Source organism: Streptomyces sp. NPDC001532, assembly GCF_040298625.1.
Classification (GTDB): Bacteria; Actinomycetota; Actinomycetes; order Streptomycetales; family Streptomycetaceae; genus Streptomyces.
On record NZ_JBEPAL010000033.1, the window covers coordinates 57,538 to 75,289 of the forward strand.

Consider the following 17,752-nt stretch of genomic DNA (forward strand, 5'->3'; position numbering starts at 1 on the left):
CCCGGTGCGCGTGCCGCACCGGGCCCCGAACGCGTCAGAAGTCCTCCAGCCCCTCCTCCCGGCGGATCATCCGCCAGGCGGCCCGGCGGGCGCTGCGGTCGAGGTTGGACTTGAAGTCCCGGTCGGTGCCGAAGTACCGCTTGCCCAGGGTGTCGATGGTGGAGACATGGTCCATCATGTTCTCCTCGAACTTCTTGTCGAAGACGATGCCGAAGTTCTCCTCGTCGTTGACGAGGGCGGCGGCCCGGACCTTCGGATCCTTCTTGGTGGCGTTGAAGGCCGGGAGGACGTCCTCCTCGGTGAACTCCGTGCCGAACTTGGCGTTGAACTTCTCGATCAACTCGGACAGCAGTGACTTCTCGGCGTCCTTCGCACCGCCGACCCCATCGCCGAAGCCCTTGAGCTCGGCCGCGCCCTCCGGGTTGAGAGACACGTCGTGCTCGCCGGTCTTCTCCACACGTAGGTGGCTCAGGTCGACCTCGCCTATGTCGACGCCGCCGTCCGCGAGGCGGGGCAGCCGGTTGAGCAGGTAGCGACCGTAGAGGTACAGGCGCTCCAACTCGGCGTCCTGATACGGGACGATCTGCGCGAGGAAGCCGTACTTGCGGACGTAGTCGTCGAGGTCGGCGCGGAAGTCCTCGGCGGTCTCGACGTCGTCCTCCTCCTCGCTCTCCAGGAGAGCGGAGAAGCGGGTGACGGCGGGGGACAGGAGCCGGTACAGCTCGGCGTGCAGCTTCTCCCACTTGGACTGGGAGCCGCCCGCCTTCTCCTGCGCCTCGAAGTACGCGGCGACGAACTCGTCCATGTCCTGCTCGGAGATGACCGGCACGGACATGACTCGGCTCTGGGCCGTGTAGAGGAGGTTGGGGTCGGAGGGCAGGGTGTGCGCCTCCTCGAAGTACGGACGGAAGGCGTCCTTGATGTCCTCGGCGTCGTTGACGAAGTCCAGGACGGCGAGGTCGGCCTGGGACTTGCGCTCGGCGGTGCGGTTGAGGCGGGAGAGCGTCTGCACGGCGGCGATGCCGGTCAGCGTCTTGTTGACGTACATCGTCGTCAGGAGCGGCTGGTCGAAGCCGGTCTGGTACTTCTCGGCGACGACGAGGATCCGGAACTCCTGCTGCCCCTTACCGCCGGCCTTCGCGGCCTTGTCGTCGGCGCGGGTGTAGCCGAACGCCTTCGGCAGCGCGCTCTCCGGGAGACCGCCGTTCTCCTTGCTCTCGGTGGTCTCCTCACCGTCGATGGTGAGGGACCCGGAGAAGGCGACCAGGACGCCCAGGTCCGGATACTTGGTGTCGTACTCGACGTCGGCGATGTAACTCCGGATGGCCCGCGCCATCTGCACGGCGGACTGGCGGGAGGCCGTGACCACCATGGCCTTGGCGCGTCCGCCGAGCCGGCCGCGGGTGTGGCGGACGAAGTGCTCGACGATCACCTGGGCGTGCTGGGACACCGTGTGCTCGTGCATGAGCGCGAACCGGGCGAGCAGGCTGTTCGCCTTGGAGGGGTCGACCTCCTTCTCGTCGCGGTTGAGGTTCGCGAGCTTCCAATACGTGTTGTACGTGACGTAGTTGCGCAGCGGGTCGAGGATGAAGCCTTCCTCGATGGCCTGGCGCATGGAATACGTGTGGAAGGGGCGGTAGACGGGCTTGCCGTTCTCGACGCCTTCGGTGCCGAAGAGTTCGAGCGTCTTGGACTTGGGCGTGGCGGTGAAGGCGAAGTAGGAGAGGTTGGCGGCGCGAGAGCGCTCCACCGCCTTCGCCTTCAGCTTGTCGTCCACGGTGACGGTGGTCGCGCCCTCGTCGTCCGAGTCGGCGTCCAGGCCGAGGTCCCGCAGGGCCGACTTGACGGCCGTGGCGGCGTCACCGGACTGGGAGGAGTGCGCCTCGTCGACGATGATCGCGAAGCGGGTGCCCTTGATCTCGGTCGGGTTGCGCTTGATGTAGTCCAGCAGCGCCGGGAACGAGTGCAGGGTGACGGTGACGATCTTCCCGGTGTCCCGGGAGAGCGCGCGGGCGAGCTGCTCGCTCTTCGCTCCGTGCTTCTCGTCGACCTTCACGACCAGGCCGTCCGTCTGCGAGAAGCTGCCGACCGTCGCCGAGAGCTGGGCGTCCAGGGCGCGGCGGTCGGTGATGACGATGACCTTGTCGAAGACGGGCTCGCCGGGCTTGATGCGGCCGTCGGCGAGTGCATCGGGTCGGAGGACGTGCGGATCGCGGCGGGCGTGCAGGTCGCTGAGGCGGTGGGCCAGCCAGCCGATGGTGTTCGACTTGCCGGAGCCGGCGGAGGCCATGATCAGGTAGTTCTGGCCGGCGCCGTGGACCGACGCGTGGGCGGTGAGCTTCCGGACCACGTCCCACTGGTGGAAGCGGGGAAAGATCGTCGACTTGGTGGTGCCGCCGCCGGGCGTCCGGTGCTTCTGCTGGTGCACGAAACGCTGGAGCAGGTCGAGCCAGTTGTCGCGCTGCCAGACCTGTTCCCACAGGTAGGAGGTGGCGTACGTGCCGTGGGCCGTGGGTGCCGGGTTTCCGGCTCCGCCGGGCTGACCGGGGCCGTTCGAGCCGGTGTTGAACGGCAGGAACTGGGTGCTCTTACCGCGCAGTTGCGTGGTGACGAAGACCAGGTCCGGGTCGACGGCGAAGTTCGCGATGACGCGCCGCGTGAAGATCAGCTCGGTCGGGTCCCGGTCCGTCCGGTACTGCTCCTTGGCCTGCTCGACGCCCTGCCCGGTCAGCGGGTTCTTCAACTCGGCCGTGGCGACCGGGATGCCGTTGAGGAAAAGGGCCAGGTCGAGACGGTGACCCCAGTCGGCCTGCTTGGTGGCGTAGGGGAGTTCGCGGACGACGGTGAGGCGGTTGGCCCGGTAGCCGTCGAGGACGGAGTCCGCGGAGATGAGGTTGGGCTTGAAGTAGGCGACGCGGAGACGGACGCCTCGGTCCTTGACGCCGTTGCGGAGGACGTGGAGCAGGCCGTCATCGGCGATGGCCCGGTCGAGGCGCTGAGCGAAACCGCGCTGGGCTTCGTTGGGGTTGCCGCCGTAGACGGTGAGGAGCTCGCTCCACTCGTCGGGCTGGGTCTCGCGGACGAACTCGTACAGCTCGTCGGTGTCGAGCCCGAGGTCGGCCTTGTAGTCCTTGGGATCGGCCTCCCGCCAGCCGCGCTCGCACAGGGCGGCGACGATGGCGGACCCGAAGGAGGACTCGTCGTGCACGGGGCTCATACGGATACTCCTTCGGTCACATTGCGGCCGTTGGCGGCGGTTACGTCGAACTGGCCCGTCACGGCGGCGGTGATGAGAGCCGAGCGCCGCTCGGCCAGCACGCCGAGCTGGCCTGTGATGAGACCGTTGAAACGCTTCCAGCCCGCAGCCACCTGGTCCATGCGCTGTGCGATCCTGCTCTGCTCTTCAGGCGGCGGGCATGGAATCGACAATTGAAGCAGCGTACTGATATTGACGCGCGCGAAGGTGCTCCCGACCTGAAGGGAACGGAGCTCTGCCAAAGCCACGGTGTTGAGTACATAGCTCAAGAAGAGCTGGTCTTGCGCATCGCTCGTGATGCGGCACACATCTTGTCCCATTGTGAAGGGTGTGTCCGTGTCCACATACGAGGCGATACCGACCGAGGCGTTGCGACTGTAGACGATGTCACCTCGCCGAGGCCGCCTGAGGTCATCGGCCAAATCGCGGAAATCCTGTTCGCCGACGAAGCGATGGGCGCGCGACAGGTCAAGTCGGCCGGGCGTCACATCTCCCGGACTGACGACCGGATAACCGGTCTCTGTGTAATCCGGTGTCCGGTGCTTGCAGTCGATTACCCGCCAGCGTCGTTTGAGCGGCAGCACGGTCCACCCCTCCGGCACCCTCCGGATCCACGGATTCCCTGACGGTGCGGACGGGAGATGGGATCCGGTCGCGAGTTCTTCGATGGCGCGTCTGCTGCGTTCGCCGAAGAGCGCGTCATGTCGGGTTCGTAGTTCCACGATTCGGTCGATGCGGGCGGTCTCGCCGTCGAGGAAATGCGCGATGCGGCGCTGTTCCGGCAGTGGAGGCAGCGGAACGGGTGCGTCTCCGAGCCGATCTCGGTTGAGCTCGATCTGGTTTGTGGCGCCGACGATCAAGGCGGCGTAAATGTACTCCTGGAAGGGCTTGGAGGAGAGCCAGTAGTAGGCGAATCGCGGATGCAGTTGGTTGTGCTGGGTCCGGGCGACTGTTACGTGGCTGTCCGCCATGCACGGCAGCTCGTCCGGCGAACTCGTGAAGTAGCCAATGCGTCCGAGGGTTCCCGTTCCGGTTGAATTGATCAGGACGTCGTCCGGCCGTAGGTAGCCTTTGAGGTTCGATGGGTTTCCGTGGAAGTCGTGAAAACGCGTACGGTTCCAGTCGAGCCCGCCTGGCTGATTGGAAGCCTGACTGATCGCTCGCACGGAACCTACGTCAACGTAATTGGGCGCCGAGCCTCTGTTGAGTACCGAGGTCACGTGCTTGAGGGGAGCGGCTGACCAATGCGACGGAAGTTCGGCGCCCAGCACAGTGGTCATTCCGTCACCTCACCGAGAAGCCGCTGAATCTCCGCTTCGAGCGCTTGCAGATCAGCGTCGATTTCGGCCAGGGGGCGCGGAGGCTCGTACACATAGAAGTGCCGCGTGAACGGGATGTCGTACCCGATCTTCGTCTTGCTGCCGTCGATCCAGGCATCCGGCACGTGCGGGTGGACTTCCCGCTTCAAGTACTCCTCAATGTCCTCATCCAACGGCACGTTCTCGTAGTCCCGAAGCTCCGTGTCCGGCTCGGGCCGGCCCCTCAGCAGCTGGACCTCGCCCTCTGGGTCCCGCACGCCGATCACATCCCGAAGCGCCTTGTTGAACGGTGCCCCCGTGGGCCACGTCCCGCCAGCCTGTACCACCGCGTCCTTCAGGGCGAGCCAAGCCTCCTGCTGCGCGGCCCAGCTCATGCCCATCAGGGACTTGAAGGCGTCCGACAGGGAGGGGGCCTGCGGGAGCTTCTGGATCACCTTGGAGGCCTCTAGCGCGGCCAGCGCCTCCTCCGTCACCTCGAACCGCAGCTTCAACGGCCGCTCGACAGTGATCCGCTGGTACCCGAAGTCCTCGTTGCGGAAGACCTTCACCGTGCCGTGCAGCGGGTGTTCCGCATCGTCCGCCACGGCCAGCGCCTCGCCGTACAGCTTGACCACCGTCGCGATGTGGTCCTTGCCCAGCTCCTTGCGCTTGTCGCCGAGCGACTTGCGCATCTTCTGCCACTGGTCGCGGGCGTCCAGCAGGACGACCTTGCCCTTGTGGTCAGGGCTCTTGCGGTTGGTCAGGATCCAGAAGTACGTGGAGATGCCGGTGTTGTAGAAGAGCTGGTCCGGTAGGGCAACGACGCCCTCCAGCCAGTCGTTCTCCAAGATCCAGCGGCGGATCTCCGACTCACCGGAGCCGGCCGCGCCCGTGAAGAGCGGCGAGCCGTTGAAGACGATCGCCAGACGCGAACCGCCCCCGCCGTTGACGTCCACCGGCTTCATCTTCGAGATCATGTGCTGGAGGAACAGCAGCGAGCCGTCGTTGATCCGCGGCAGCCCCGCCCCGAAGCGGCCGGCCTCGCCCAGAGCCTTGTGCTCGTGCTCGACCTCCTCCTTGACCTTCTTCCACTCCACGCCGAACGGCGGGTTCGCCAGCATGTAGTCGAAGGTCTTGCGGGCGTGTCCGTCGTCGGAGAAGGAGTTGCCGAAGGCGATGTTCTCCGGGTCCTGGCCCTTGATCATGAGGTCGGACCGGCAGATCGCCCACGACTCGGGGTTGAGCTCCTGCCCGTACACCTCCACCGTGGCGTCCTCGTTGAACTCGGTGATGAGGTCGTCCATCGCGGAGAGCATGCCGCCCGTGCCGCAGGCCGGGTCGAGGACCGTACGCACCGTACCGGGCAGCTGGAGTGCGTCACCGTCCGGGGCGACGAGCAGCCGCACCATCAGCTGGATGACCTCGCGCGGGGTGAAGTGCTCACCGGCCGTCTCGTTGGACTGCTCCGCGAAGCGGCGGATCAGCTCCTCGAAGATGTAGCCCATGTTGTGGTTGGGCACGACCTCGGGACGCAGATCCAGGTCCGTGAACTTGCCGATCACCTGGTAGAGCAATCCCGCGCTGTCCAACCGCTTGATCTGCTGAGCGAACTCGAAGCGTTCCAGCACGCCCCGTGCGTTGTCGGAGAACGCCCCCACGTAGACCTGGAGGTTCTGCGCCGCGTTCTGAGGGTCCGCCGCGATCTTCCTCAGGGTCAGGCTGGACTTGTTGTAGAAGGAGTGGCCCGAGGCCCGCCGAAGGAAGCGGTCGGGATCGATCCCGCTGTCCTTGTGCTGCTCCGCGATCTCCGCGACCTTCCCGCGGGTCGGCTCCAGCACGCACTCCAGTCGCCGCAGCACCGTGAACGGCAGGATGACCTTGCCGTAGTCGGACTGCTTGTAGTCCCCCCGCAGGAGGTCGGCGACGGACCACGCATGGTTCGCCAACTCCGTGTGCTTACTGCTGTTCAACTGGATCCCCAGGTTCCTTCCGAAATGTCCCAACCCCACCGCCCGAGCCGATTCAGCAGGCCGGGGCGGTCCGACAAGTGTGGTCTATGTGTGAGGGCCTACGGGCCTAATGGGGCGAATCGCCACCCCGGCCACGCGTCTCCGCCGTCTCCCGTGAGGGGAGCAGCTGGCCGCCGGTCAACCCGGCCGCCAGCAGCCGTGCTGTCTCCTCCGCCAGCCGCGTCGCCCGTCGCGCTTCCGCTCGCAGCTCGTGCACGTGCCGGAACGCCTGCCCGTACCGTCGCTGCTCCTCCAGTGGGAGCAGCGGCACGCGCAGTCGGCCCGGGCTGACGGTCAGGATCGTGCTGCCCGTCGACGCTCCCGCGATGTTCTCCTCCGCGCCCAGGAACCCGGCGAGGAACCAGGCGTCAAGGCGTGCCGGGTCTGGCCGGAAGAGGTGGACGTGGGGGCCGAGCAGCGCGCCGGCGTCCTCCTCGCCCGCGACCCGCGCCATCGGGCCGTCCCCGCTCGCGACCGCGCGGACGAGGACGTCCCCTGCGGCGACCAGGGGGGTCGCGACGCTGCGCAGCTCCGCCGGGTCGCCCGTGGGGGCCGACCCGCGTGCGATGTCGGAGGCGGTGAGTACCGCACGGATCCCGGGCTCCGAGCCGGCGCCTTCCGCCGCTTCCGTACCGTCCGCACGGCCCCGCGCGCCCTCCGGCACCGTCCGCAGCAGGGTGAGCGCCCCACCGCGCGAGAGGTCGGATGCCGTTGCGGTCCGCCACTCGCGGGCCGTGGCTCCCGCGGGGCTCCAGTCCTCATGGTCTGCCGTACGAGCCAGGGACTTCGCCGCCTCGACGAGGCTGCGGCGCGCGCCGTCGACCTCGGCCGACAACTCTGCCGGATCGACCTCGGCCCGTGACGCCCGCACGAGCCGCGCCGGGGTCAGGTCCACCACGTCGTCCAGCAGGTCCACCACGCCGACCGCGTGCGCGACGCCGGGTTCGCCCTCGAACGTGTCCGGGCTCTCCGAGAACGCCTGCCACGCCGCCAGGGCCCGAGCCGTGATCTCGGCCCAGTCCAGAGAGCCGGACCGGCTCGCGCCGCCCCGGGTGCGGGCAGCGCCGCCCGTCCCGGTCGACGTCTCCGCCGTGTCCACGAACAGCACCGACTTGCGCTCCGGACCGCCAGGTTCGGGCCGTTGCAGCACCCAGATCTGCAGACCGACGTGCAACGGCACCGACGCGCCGACCGGCAGGGCGATCACCGCGCGCAGCGCCCCGCTGCGGACGAGCTCCGCCCGGACGCGCCGGCCCGACGCGCGGCCGGCCGTGGCCGGCGGCAGGAGCAGGGCCGCGTGGCCGCCGGGGGTCAGGTGGGCCAGCGCGTGCTGTACCCACGCCAGCTCCGACTCGGCGCGCGGCGGCACGCCGTACGCCCAGCGGGGGTCGTACGCGAGCTCGTCGTGACCCCAGTCGCGGACGCCGAACGGCGGGTTGCACAGCACCGCGTCGACGAGCAGACCGGGGAAGGCGTCGGCGCGGAGACTGTCGGCGGCGCGCACGGTGACCGTGGCCTCCGGGACCGTCAGCGTCAGGCTGACGGCGCTGCGCTGGGCCTGCACGGGGAGCGTGTCCTGCCCGTAGAGCTCGCGTGCGCCCTGTCGGGCGGCGGCCGCCAGGAGGGTGCCGCTGCCGCAGGCCGGGTCGAGGACGCGGACAGGTGATCCGGGGATAAGGCCGGCCAGCAGGTCGGCGAGCGGTTCGGGGGTCCGGTACGCGCCGGATGCCGCACTGTCCTCCAGCTCCCGTTCGGCGAGCACGCCCAGCGCGGCCTGGCCGCCCTCGTCACGTACACACGCGTACAGCGCGCGCAGCACCGCCGCGTCCTCCGTCTTGAAGCGGACGGCCGCCGCGGAGGGCACGGCGTCGGTGGCGGAGGCCACATCGCGCTGAGCGCGGCTGACCAGGTCCGCGTCCGCCGACTGCGCGGCGGCCGTCAGCTCCTCCGGCGGGAGGCCCGCCGCCGCGAGGACGAGGAGCAGGAGGTCGGCCGTACCGGCGCCGCTCTGCCCGTGCAGGCGCAGGGTCGTGCGCAGTTCCTCCGACGGACTCGCCGCCGAGGCGTGGCCGCGCGAGGCGAGCCAGGCCCGCACGGACTCCAGGTCGTACAGCGGGCTGCTGTCCGTGCCGCCGGACGGAGTCGGGAAGTCGTCGTGCCGACGACGCCAGTTGCTGACCGTGGCGCGCGTGACTCCCGCGATGCGGGAGATCTCGGCGGCGGTCACCTGGGCGGATGGCTGCGACATGGGTGGAGTCCTGGCTCTCTCGGTGGCGGACGTCAACAACCTACAGCACTCGTCAAATCCGTCAATGCGTTTGACGGTGCTTTCAGTGGCGTGCTTACCTGTGAGTGCTTCCGATGGGGAAGCGGCCGTCCGGCAGGTCTGCTGCCGGGGGTGTGCCGTCCTGTCGTGCCAGTCCGGCACCTCGGGCGATACCGCAGCGGGTGCTGTCCGCGCCCGCTCATACCACTCCGGGGGGAGTTTCCGTGCGCCTCACCATGCCGACCGGCGTCATCGAGGGGACCCAGCTCACCGTCATGCCGTTCCGCGACGACGCCGTCGTGGGGACGATGTCCGTGCCCACGCTCGTCCAGCTCGTGCCGTCGCCGCGCGCCGAGGAGGATCCGAGGAAGCTGAAGGCCGCCTCGGGTCTCGTGCGCCGACACGCCGAGCTGCGGGTGACCGTGCAGCGGACGCTGAAGTCGTCGCAGAAGGGCAAGAACGTCGGGCCGTACGCCGAGTACATCGCCGCCGGCCTCAAGGGCGAGCTCGGCGCCGCCTGGTCCACGCCGCCCATCACCCTGTGGCACGCCGGCCCGCTCGCCGCGATCAGCGACGAACTCGTGCCGGGCAGCGGCCTGCGCACCCTCACCGTCGCGCCGGGCACGATGGTGATCGCCATCGACGGCGAGACCCAGACGACCGCGTGGCACGACCTCTACGACGACCCCGAGACCTACGGCCTGACGTATCCGGAACTCGCCCAGGTGCGCATCCCGTTCGAGCTGTACGTCGATCTGGCCCCCGCCGACGCGCGGCAGATCTTCTACGACCGCAACGTGCAGGGCATCGCCGTGGCCAAGAACCTCGCGATGTCCATGGACCAGCGAGACTTCGGCACCCGGCTCGCGCACCTGGTCGCCGACTCGGTGCGGGTCGAGGTGGACGGACAGCGCCTGCCCTTCGCGCGGCTCGTCAACGGCAGCAAGCGACAGGTGTCGACGAGCGACCGCGAGGTCGTCACCCTCTCCGCGCTGCGCGCCCTCGTCGTCACCACGATCTTCGGCCCGAAGGGTGTCCAGCTGTCCGCCGAGTCGGTGCACGAGGACGAGCTCCCGGCGGGTCACCGGGCCGACCAGGTGGAGGCCGCCGTCGTACCGATCCTCGGGCAGCTCATCACCCGCCACGCCCGCGACTTCACCGAGCGCAGCGCCATCACCGCGCCCGCGGTGCTCGCCGGGATCGGCATCGCCGTCCACCACACGATGCCGTGGGCCGACCCTGCGACCGCCTTCCGCACGGACGACCTGGTCCGGCTGCTCGACGACATCCGCTGGGAGCGGGAGGCGAAGTACTGGGACGGGATCGCCGCCAAGACCGGCACCTCCGGCCGCCTCAACTTCAGCGGCGGAGTGAAGGACTCGGGCGGCAGGGTCGCCGGAGCGATTCTCTACCCGGCGACCGAGGCGGGACGCCGGATCCGCGGCCTCTGACGCCCGGCGCCCGGCCACGGCCGGCGCGGCCACCGGCGATTCCTCGGCTCGGCTGCCGTCGCTTCGCCCTGCCCGATCACTTCCCGCACCCACCATTGGAACGGACCATCTCCATGACCTTCCCGCAGTCCTCTCCGCCCCCCGATCACGGAACGCGGGGTGCCTTCGGCCTCGGTGCCGCCACCGGCCCCGGACAGCCCACTCGTGACCGCAGACGGTGGGTGAAGTACGGCACGGTCGCCCTTGTCTCGCTGTTCGTGGGCGTCGGTATCGGCAGCGGCAACGGTTCCGCCGAGACCGGTGAGAAGGAGGCCGGCACCGGTGCCGCACCCCGGCCCACCGTGACCGTCACCGAGACCGCCGAGGCCGCGGCTCCGGAACCCGCGCCCACCGTCACCGAGACGGTGACGGCCCGGCCGAAGAAGACGCGGGCGCCCGGCCCGGCGACCAGTTTCTGCGGAGAGGGCGAGTACCTGGTCGGTGAGGACATCAAGGCGGGCACCTACAAGACGTCCGGTCCGGAGGACGAGTGGGGCTGCTACTGGGAGCGAGCCAAGGACGCCAGCGGCGAGTTCGGCTCGATCATCGCGAACAACAACCTTCAAGGGCCGGGCCGCGTGACCTTGAACGCGGGTGAGTACTTCAAGACCAATCGGTGCCAGGAGTGGAAACGGGTCGGCTGAGCAGTTGCAGGAGCCTTTGGCAGTCGGCCGAATCGGTACGCCTCGCTCGTGCCGGTGACGTATGGCGTACGACTACGAAGACGCTGATTTCCTGCCTTACCATCGGACGATCATCGTGACCGCGCCGGTCGGGGAGGGCCGGGCGGGCACGGGATGGGGAGGGAAGAGCCGATGACCGCAGAGTCGGCTGCCTCGGCGGATCTCGAAGAGCTGAGGCGTACGGAGTTGGAGCGACGGGAGCAGCGTCGCCGTGCCCGTGCGAGCGGGGCTGTGGCGCCCCTGCGGGCGCGGCGTCGTGCGCAGGGGGAAGACCCGTCGGCCCCGCCGGCCGATGCGCCGGCTGTGGTCGAGCCCGACCCTCCGGCGGTGCGGCTGCCGGCGCGCGTCACGCACGTCCTGGGAAGAGTGCTCGAGGTGCTGGGAGAGGGATCCGAGACCCTCGACGGCATGCGTGCCCGGGCTTCTGAGTCTTCCAACCCGTTGCGGGCCCTGGCCGTCGATGCCGTCGAACTGCTGTGTCGGGTGGAGCCCTTGGTCGCCGTGGGGCACCTTCTGGACCTGGCGGGCGGCGGCCTGCCCGTCCTCACCGAGGAGGACCGCTCACGGGCCGAGGCCCTTCGCTCCGGGCGCCTGCCCGCACCGCTGACCGAACCCGGCACCCTCGACGCCTGGCAGCTGCATCTGGAGGCAGGCGAGGCACATGGACGGGCCGTCCTGTCGACGTCGGCCTGGCAACGACTCGTCGAGCGGCTGCCACTGCCCGTCGTCGACGACCTGATCGATCGAGGAGCCTTCCGCCGGGAGGTGGCGGCGCAGCTGTGGGCCGGGCAAGGGGACCGGGTCGTCTATCTGACGGCGCGCCTGGACCCCCGTCAGCTCGGTGACGCCGACGTGGCGGCGCTGGAATGGCGCGACGAGGCGAGTCGCCGGACCCTGGAGGCGGGCGGCACGGTCGACGCGGTCGACGGACGGCATGACCAGTGGAGCCTTCGCTCCGCTCTCCTGGCCGGAGAGGTCTCCGCCGTCGACGCGCCGACCGCGCACACCGAGGACCTGCCTCTGGACCTCGCGGAGCTCGTACGCTCGCTCAGGCACATCCGGCAGGGCGGAACCGTGGACGGCCGACTCGGCCGGGACCGGTCGCTGTTCGGTCTGCTGGAGGACTGCGTTCCCGACGGTCGTCTGATCTCCGGCAGCACGCCCTTTCACTACTGGGCCGGCACCCGGCGCCTGTACCGACTGCTGGACGACATGCACTGGGCCATGGCCTGTGAGCCGGACCAGACGGAGCCATCGGTGCGTGCCGCCCTGCAACAGGCCGCAGTGCTGCGGAATCCGGAGTCCCGGGGCGCAGCCGGCAACGCGGATCGAGAAGCACGAGCCGTGCAGGCCTACTTGATGTTCCTGTTCGCACGCCCCGGTGAGCGGGACCGGCTCGACCAAGGGGTCGGCCTCCTGGAGGACGTACTGAAGCGGGGAGGCAAACAGCGCGGCGGAGTGGAGGGCAGGCAGCGGCACCGGATGCGCCTGCTCAGTGAGCTGCTGCAGTCTCTGCGACTCAAGTCCAAGCCTCACGAAGTCCTCAACCCCTACCTCGCCCTGTGCGTGGAACACGGTTCCACGGAGTGGATACAGGGCTGGCGCGACCTGCGCCGGCAGGTGCCGAAGGAACAACTCGAATACATCAACGGCGCGAAGGACCGCATCCGCCGCGTCGAGACGGCCCGCCGTCTCGCTGAGGACGCGGAGATCCTTTACGAGCTCCCGTTGAACGAGCGGTTCCTGTGGGTGCCGGACGACCGCAGCACTCTGCTTCAGCCCGGCCCGCGACCGATGGCGCGCCGTACGAAGCCCAGCAGCGAACTGGAGCAGTCGTGGACCGCCATCGCGGCGGCCCAGGAGATCATCGGCCGTTGTGCCGAAAGACTGAGGAACGAGCACTGATGCCTTCGAACCAGAACCCTCGCAAACCGGCGTCCGAACCCCGGCGGATCCCGGAATTCGAAGGAGCGCGCCCCAAGCCCGGCAAGAGCGCCAAAGGGCGTTCCGGTTCCCGTTCCCGCACCGAGACGACCGGGGTGACACAGCGGCAACGGCCGGCCAAGCCCGCGGCGCCGCGACCGGAGCCCGCGCGTGACCGGGCACCCGACGAGGGCGTGGCGCAGCCTGCCGTCACAGCTGCCGAGGCAGGCGCGCTGATAGATCCGCGCTCCGACCCCGAGGTGATGTTCCGCATCCTCAGCGACAAGATCGCGGCGAAGGTGGACCGCGCGGCGATGAAGGCGGGAGCGAGCGCGGCGCAGGAAGTCGGCCGTCGACTCACCGCTGAACTGGACGCGGCCATCGCGGGGGCGCAGTCGACCGCGGGGAAGATGGGTGCCTTGGTGCAGCAGGCCGTTCAGGCCGCGGTGGACGAGGCCCTGCGCACCGCGGTGCTCAACGCGACCCGGGTGCACGAGGAACATCTCGCGCAGCTGGCCCTGATCGACCGCACCGCGCAGACGGCGGCGGACATCTCCGCGGTGCGGCTGCGTGTCGAGCAGGAGATGCGCCGCTCCGGACTCACCAGGATCACCGGTCCCGACCCGGACGCCTTCAACCTGACCAACCCGACCGAGCACGTGGGCAGCAGCACTTTCGAAGTGCTTGCTCCTGCCTACGCGGACAGCAGGACCGGCCGCATCATCCAGCGGGGGGAGATGAGACGGGTGGCCGAGCCCGCCGTCCATGACTCCGAAGGGGGGTCCGACCGATGACGTTCGGCATCGACTTCGGCACGAGCAACTCCGTCGTCGCCCGATGGACCGGAAGCGCCACCGAGGTGATCCGGGTGGACAGCGCCGCGCTGCCCGCCGAGTGGAACAGGCCGGGCTTCGACGAGCTGTTCCCGTCCGTCGTATCGCTGCGGGACATTCAACGGACGCTGTGCTTCGGCTGGTCCGCGAAGTGCGAGACGGCGGAGCCGCAGGACGCGGTCAAGCGCATGCTGGCCTCACGGCCGCGAGCCATGGAGGAAGGAGAGCTCGCTCCAGCGGGCACCGTGCCGGAGGAGCACGAGGTCTGGCTCGGCGACGAGCCGTTCCGCAGCACGGCCGTCGCTGCGGCCCTCTTCGAGCAGATGCGGGCCGGCGTGCGCCGCAACCTGCGCGAGATGGAGGAGGCGGTCGTCACGGTGCCGGCGAACGCCACCGGTGCCGCGCGCTACCGCACCAGGGCGGCGGCGAGGCTCGCGGGCATCAAGGTGAAGGCCCTCATCAATGAGCCCACGGCGGCGGCGATCAGTTATGCCCACGACTTCCCCGGTGAGGGGCGCTTCCTTGTGTTCGACTGGGGCGGCGGAACCATCGATGTCACGGTCCTTGAGCACTACGACGGCATCTTCGACGAGATGGCATCGCGCGGGATCACCGCACTCGGCGGGCTGGAGTTCGACGAGGAACTGGTGAAGCTGGTCCTGGCCAAGCTGGGCACCCGGCCCGAGAGGCTGACGCGTCTGGAGGCCCGCCGCTGGCGGCGCCACGTGGAGCTGACCAAGATCGCACTGTCGCAGCCGGACACCGATCAGGTGCTCTTCGAACCACTCGGAGGCCACGCTCCCGTGGTCATCCACCGGGATGAGTTCGAGCAAGCGGTGCAGCCGCTGGTGCGCCGCGCTCTTGTGCCCCTCCAGGAATGCCTTCAGGACGTGGGGCTCACCGCCGACGACATCGACGCCGTACTGATGATCGGTGGCACCTCACAGATCCCGCTGGTGCGCAGGGAGGTCGAACGGGCCCTGGGAAGAGAAGTGGTCGACGCACGGCTGTGCAAGCCGATGACCGCCGTCGCGCGAGGAGCAGCCATCACGGCCGCCGAGATCGACGGCCTCGTCCCCGACACGACCATCTCTGTCGCAACCAGCCACGACCTCGGCCTCTCCTTCGAGGCGGGCGGACGACGCGGATTCGCCACGTTGATCCCGCGCTACTCGACGCTGCCGGCACGAGGTACCCGCAGCGCCATGCCCGCCGTGCGCGGGGCCTCCAAGGTCGTCCTGGAAATCGTCGAAGGCGATGGGAAAAGAGCTGCCGACGACGACCGGACGTTTCCCCTCGCTCGACTGGAACTGCCGGTGCCCCAGCCCAAGGGGGACCCGGCGAGCAATGTGTTCGACGTCGATTACCACTACGACCGCAGCGGCATTCTCAAGATCCATGCCAAGGCCAGGCACAGCGACACCGTCATCCTCGACGAGGAACTCGACTGCTTCGGGCCCGACGGCACGCCCATCGCCCACGGACTCGACAGGGAACTGGAACGGCTGCTGCGGCGCATCGACGAGCCCGCGGTGCAGGCGGCTCCGAACGTGCCACGACAGGACGAGGCGCCGGCACTCGAAGCCGACGAGGCGGACGAAGCCCCGGACGGGGACACTCCGGCCCTGGTTGTCGACGGCCGCGGCATCATGACGGCGGGACGCACGGCTGCCTCGCCGCGTGCCCCCAGCATGCGACTCCTGGGTTCGGCACTCACCGCGATCAGGCGTCGGTACCCGGATCGGCATGTCGTGACGGTGATCGGTACCGATGTGGTCGACGCCGTCGAATACGACGAGCAGCACCTGGTGGACCGGGCGATCGAGGAAGGGCTGATCGTGACTGTCCCCTCGACCTCGCCGCAGGCTGTCCTCAATGTGGCACAGCAACTCGACGCCGTGGTCGTCTCCATGGAGAACATGCTGCGGTTCCGTGCCCCCCACCCATGGGTGGCGGAGAAGGACCGGTTCGTGAAACTGGCGCGCGTGGAGCGGGACTGGGTGTTCGTCTAGGCGATCACCTGCCGGGTCTCTGGCGCGAACGGGCCAGAGACGCGGCGCATGGGGCGTGTGGCGGGCGGCCGGGCCGCGGAGGGGAGAGCTCTCGCGCCGGGTGACCGACTCGACCGGACTCAGCCCGCCACCGCCTCCAGCACCCGCCCCCCACCCGACCGCCGCACCGCGCGGGCCGTTCGCCAGAGCCACCGCACATCCCGGCCGAACGACCACACCAGCAGCACCAGTGCCGTTGCCACCACGGCCGTGTTGGCCAGGTGGGGGAGCAGGTCGGCGCCGGCGAGGAGCAGGAGGATGCCCTGGGCCGCGGCCACCGTCTTGCGGGCCGTGCTCGGGGGCAAGGGGGCGTTGAGCCAGGGCCAGGCGCGGGCGGCGGCGACGAAGGCGTAGCGCATCGCGCCGATCAGCAGGACCCACGGGCCCTGGTCCATCGAGACGTACACGCTGAGGACGAGGATCAGGAACGCGTCGACCTCCATGTCGAAGCGCGCTCCCAGCGCCGACGACGTCCCGGTGCGCCGGGCGACCTTGCCGTCCACGCCGTCCAGGATCAGCGCCACCGCCGTCAGGCCGACGAGCAGGGTGACCGGGGGTGCGCTGCGGAAGGAGTCGGCCACCAGGGCCGTCACGCCGCCGACCAGGGTGGCCCGGCCGAGGGTGACGCGGTTCGCGGGGCCGAAGGAGCGCAGCCGGGAGCGGTGCGCGGCCCGGGAGAGGACCGCCCAGCTGGCCACCGCGAAGGCGAGGCCGGTCAGCAGGCCCGCCGGGCCCATGCCGACCGCCGGGCCGAGCAGGGCCAGCAGCAGGATCTGTATGCCCGCGCCGAGCGCGGTCTCCTGCTGGACGAGCCTCGCACCGTACGTGTTGTTCAGGGCCACCGCACACCCTCCGGCCGTGACAGAGTCGATCGACGCCGCGTACTGTGCGCGGCCCGTGCACACCTCGGTACGGGAACCGCAGGCCGATCGTTCAGGAGGAATGCCGGTGAACCGCACCGCACGCGCGTTCTGGCTCGCCTCTCCGGGGCACGGAGAGATACGCGATGTCGACCTTTCCGAGCCCGCCGACGGCGAGGTGGTGGTGCGCGCGCTCTGGTCCGGCGTCAGCCGCGGCACCGAGACCCTGGTGTTCCGCGGCGGCGTGCCGCACAGCCAGCACGCCGCCATGCGGGCGCCGTTCCAGGAGGGCGGCTTCCCGGCGCCGGTGAAGTACGGCTACCTCAGCGTCGGCGTGGTGGAGGAGGGGCCGGCGGAGCTGACCGGCCGTACCGTCTTCTGCCTGTATCCGCACCAGACCCGCTACGTCGTCCCGGCCTCCGCCGTGACGCCCGTCCCGGACGCGGTGCCCGCCGAACGGGCCGTGCTCGCGGGCACCGTGGAGACCGCCGTCAACGCGCTGTGGGACGCCGCGCCCCTGGTCGGCGACCGGATCGCGGTGGTCGGCGGCGGCATGGTCGGCTGCTCCGTCGCCGCGCTGCTGGCCCGCTTCCCCGGCGTACGCGTCCAGTTGGTCGACGCCGACCCGGCCCGTGCCGCCGTCGCCAAGGCCCTCGGCGTGGGCTTCGCGGCACCCGCCGACGCGCTCGGCGACTGCGACCTCGTGGTGCACGCCAGCGCCAGCGAGGCGGGCCTCGCCCGCTCCCTGGAACTCGTCGCCACCGAGGGCACGGTCCTCGAACTCAGCTGGTACGGCGACCGGAAGGTCAGCATCCCGCTCGGCGAGGACTTCCACTCCCGACGGCTCGTGCTGCGCAGCAGCCAGGTCGGCGCCGTCTCCCCGGCCCGCCGTGCCGGCCGCACCTACGGCGACCGGCTCGCCCTCGCCCTCGACCTGCTCGCCGACCCGGCGTTCGACGCGCTAGTCACCGGGGAGTGCGCCTTCGAGGAGCTGCCGGAGGTCCTGCCGCGGCTGGCCGACGGGGAGATCCCGGCGCTCTGCCACCGCGTGCGGTACGCGCCATAACACGGGCTGAACAAGGG

At 69.7% G+C, this 17,752-nt stretch carries 11 protein-coding genes; 6 read left to right on the forward strand and 5 right to left on the reverse strand.

What is annotated here, in order from left to right; genetic code table 11:
* Positions 1-34: 34 nt before the first annotated feature.
* The 4 genes from ABT232_RS26765 to ABT232_RS26780 all read right to left on the reverse strand — a co-directional run bounded on the left by ABT232_RS26765 (position 35) and on the right by ABT232_RS26780 (position 8,811).
* Entirely contained in the window at positions 35-3,217 is a 3,183-nt protein-coding gene (locus ABT232_RS26765) for a type I restriction endonuclease subunit R (protein ID WP_351844317.1), read from the reverse strand.
* Entirely contained in the window at positions 3,214-4,536 is a 1,323-nt protein-coding gene (locus ABT232_RS26770; RefSeq protein ID WP_351844319.1) for a restriction endonuclease subunit S, read from the reverse strand. The genes ABT232_RS26765 and ABT232_RS26770 overlap by 4 nt, the downstream gene beginning before the upstream one ends.
* Positions 4,533-6,524 carry a type I restriction-modification system subunit M gene (locus tag ABT232_RS26775; RefSeq protein ID WP_351844321.1) on the reverse strand — a complete coding sequence of 664 codons (1,992 nt, stop codon included), beginning with the start codon at positions 6,522-6,524 and terminating at the stop codon, positions 4,533-4,535. The genes ABT232_RS26770 and ABT232_RS26775 overlap by 4 nt, the downstream gene beginning before the upstream one ends.
* Positions 6,525-6,630: 106 nt before the next feature.
* Positions 6,631-8,811 (reverse strand): N-6 DNA methylase, encoded by a 2,181-nt coding sequence (locus ABT232_RS26780; RefSeq protein WP_351844323.1) that lies wholly within the window; start codon positions 8,809-8,811, stop codon positions 6,631-6,633.
* A gap of 242 nt (positions 8,812-9,053) precedes the next feature.
* Between ABT232_RS26780 and ABT232_RS26785 the strand changes: the two genes are divergently transcribed.
* The 5 genes from ABT232_RS26785 to ABT232_RS26805 all read left to right on the forward strand — a co-directional run bounded on the left by ABT232_RS26785 (position 9,054) and on the right by ABT232_RS26805 (position 15,770).
* A complete protein-coding gene (locus tag ABT232_RS26785) occupies positions 9,054-10,280 on the forward strand; it encodes a DNA sulfur modification protein DndB (RefSeq protein WP_351844325.1) in 1,227 nt (408 codons plus the stop codon).
* Between the two features lie 113 nt (positions 10,281-10,393).
* The gene (locus ABT232_RS26790) at positions 10,394-10,963 is read left to right on the forward strand and encodes an Rv1352/Rv1906c domain-containing protein (RefSeq protein WP_351844327.1); all 570 of its coding nucleotides are present in this window, start codon (positions 10,394-10,396) and stop codon (positions 10,961-10,963) included.
* A 540-nt stretch (positions 10,964-11,503) separates the two neighbouring features.
* On the forward strand, positions 11,504-12,907 hold the full coding sequence (locus tag ABT232_RS26795; RefSeq protein ID WP_351844329.1) for a hypothetical protein: 1,404 nt from the start codon (positions 11,504-11,506) through the stop codon (positions 12,905-12,907).
* A complete protein-coding gene (locus tag ABT232_RS26800) occupies positions 12,907-13,719 on the forward strand; it encodes a hypothetical protein (protein WP_351844331.1) in 813 nt (270 codons plus the stop codon). The genes ABT232_RS26795 and ABT232_RS26800 overlap by 1 nt, the downstream gene beginning before the upstream one ends.
* Complete coding sequence (locus ABT232_RS26805) at positions 13,716-15,770, forward strand: Hsp70 family protein (protein WP_351844334.1); 2,055 nt, start codon at positions 13,716-13,718, stop codon at positions 15,768-15,770. The genes ABT232_RS26800 and ABT232_RS26805 overlap by 4 nt, the downstream gene beginning before the upstream one ends.
* Positions 15,771-15,889: 119 nt before the next feature.
* On the opposite strand, the gene ABT232_RS26810 is transcribed toward ABT232_RS26805, so the two are convergent.
* On the reverse strand, positions 15,890-16,651 hold the full coding sequence (locus ABT232_RS26810) for a CDP-alcohol phosphatidyltransferase family protein (RefSeq protein WP_351844336.1): 762 nt from the start codon (positions 16,649-16,651) through the stop codon (positions 15,890-15,892).
* Positions 16,652-16,757: 106 nt separating this feature from the next.
* Here ABT232_RS26810 and ABT232_RS26815 point away from each other — a divergent pair, with 106 nt between their 5' ends.
* The gene (locus ABT232_RS26815; protein WP_351844338.1) at positions 16,758-17,735 is read left to right on the forward strand and encodes a zinc-dependent alcohol dehydrogenase; all 978 of its coding nucleotides are present in this window, start codon (positions 16,758-16,760) and stop codon (positions 17,733-17,735) included.
* The last annotated feature ends 17 nt before the right edge of the window (positions 17,736-17,752 follow it).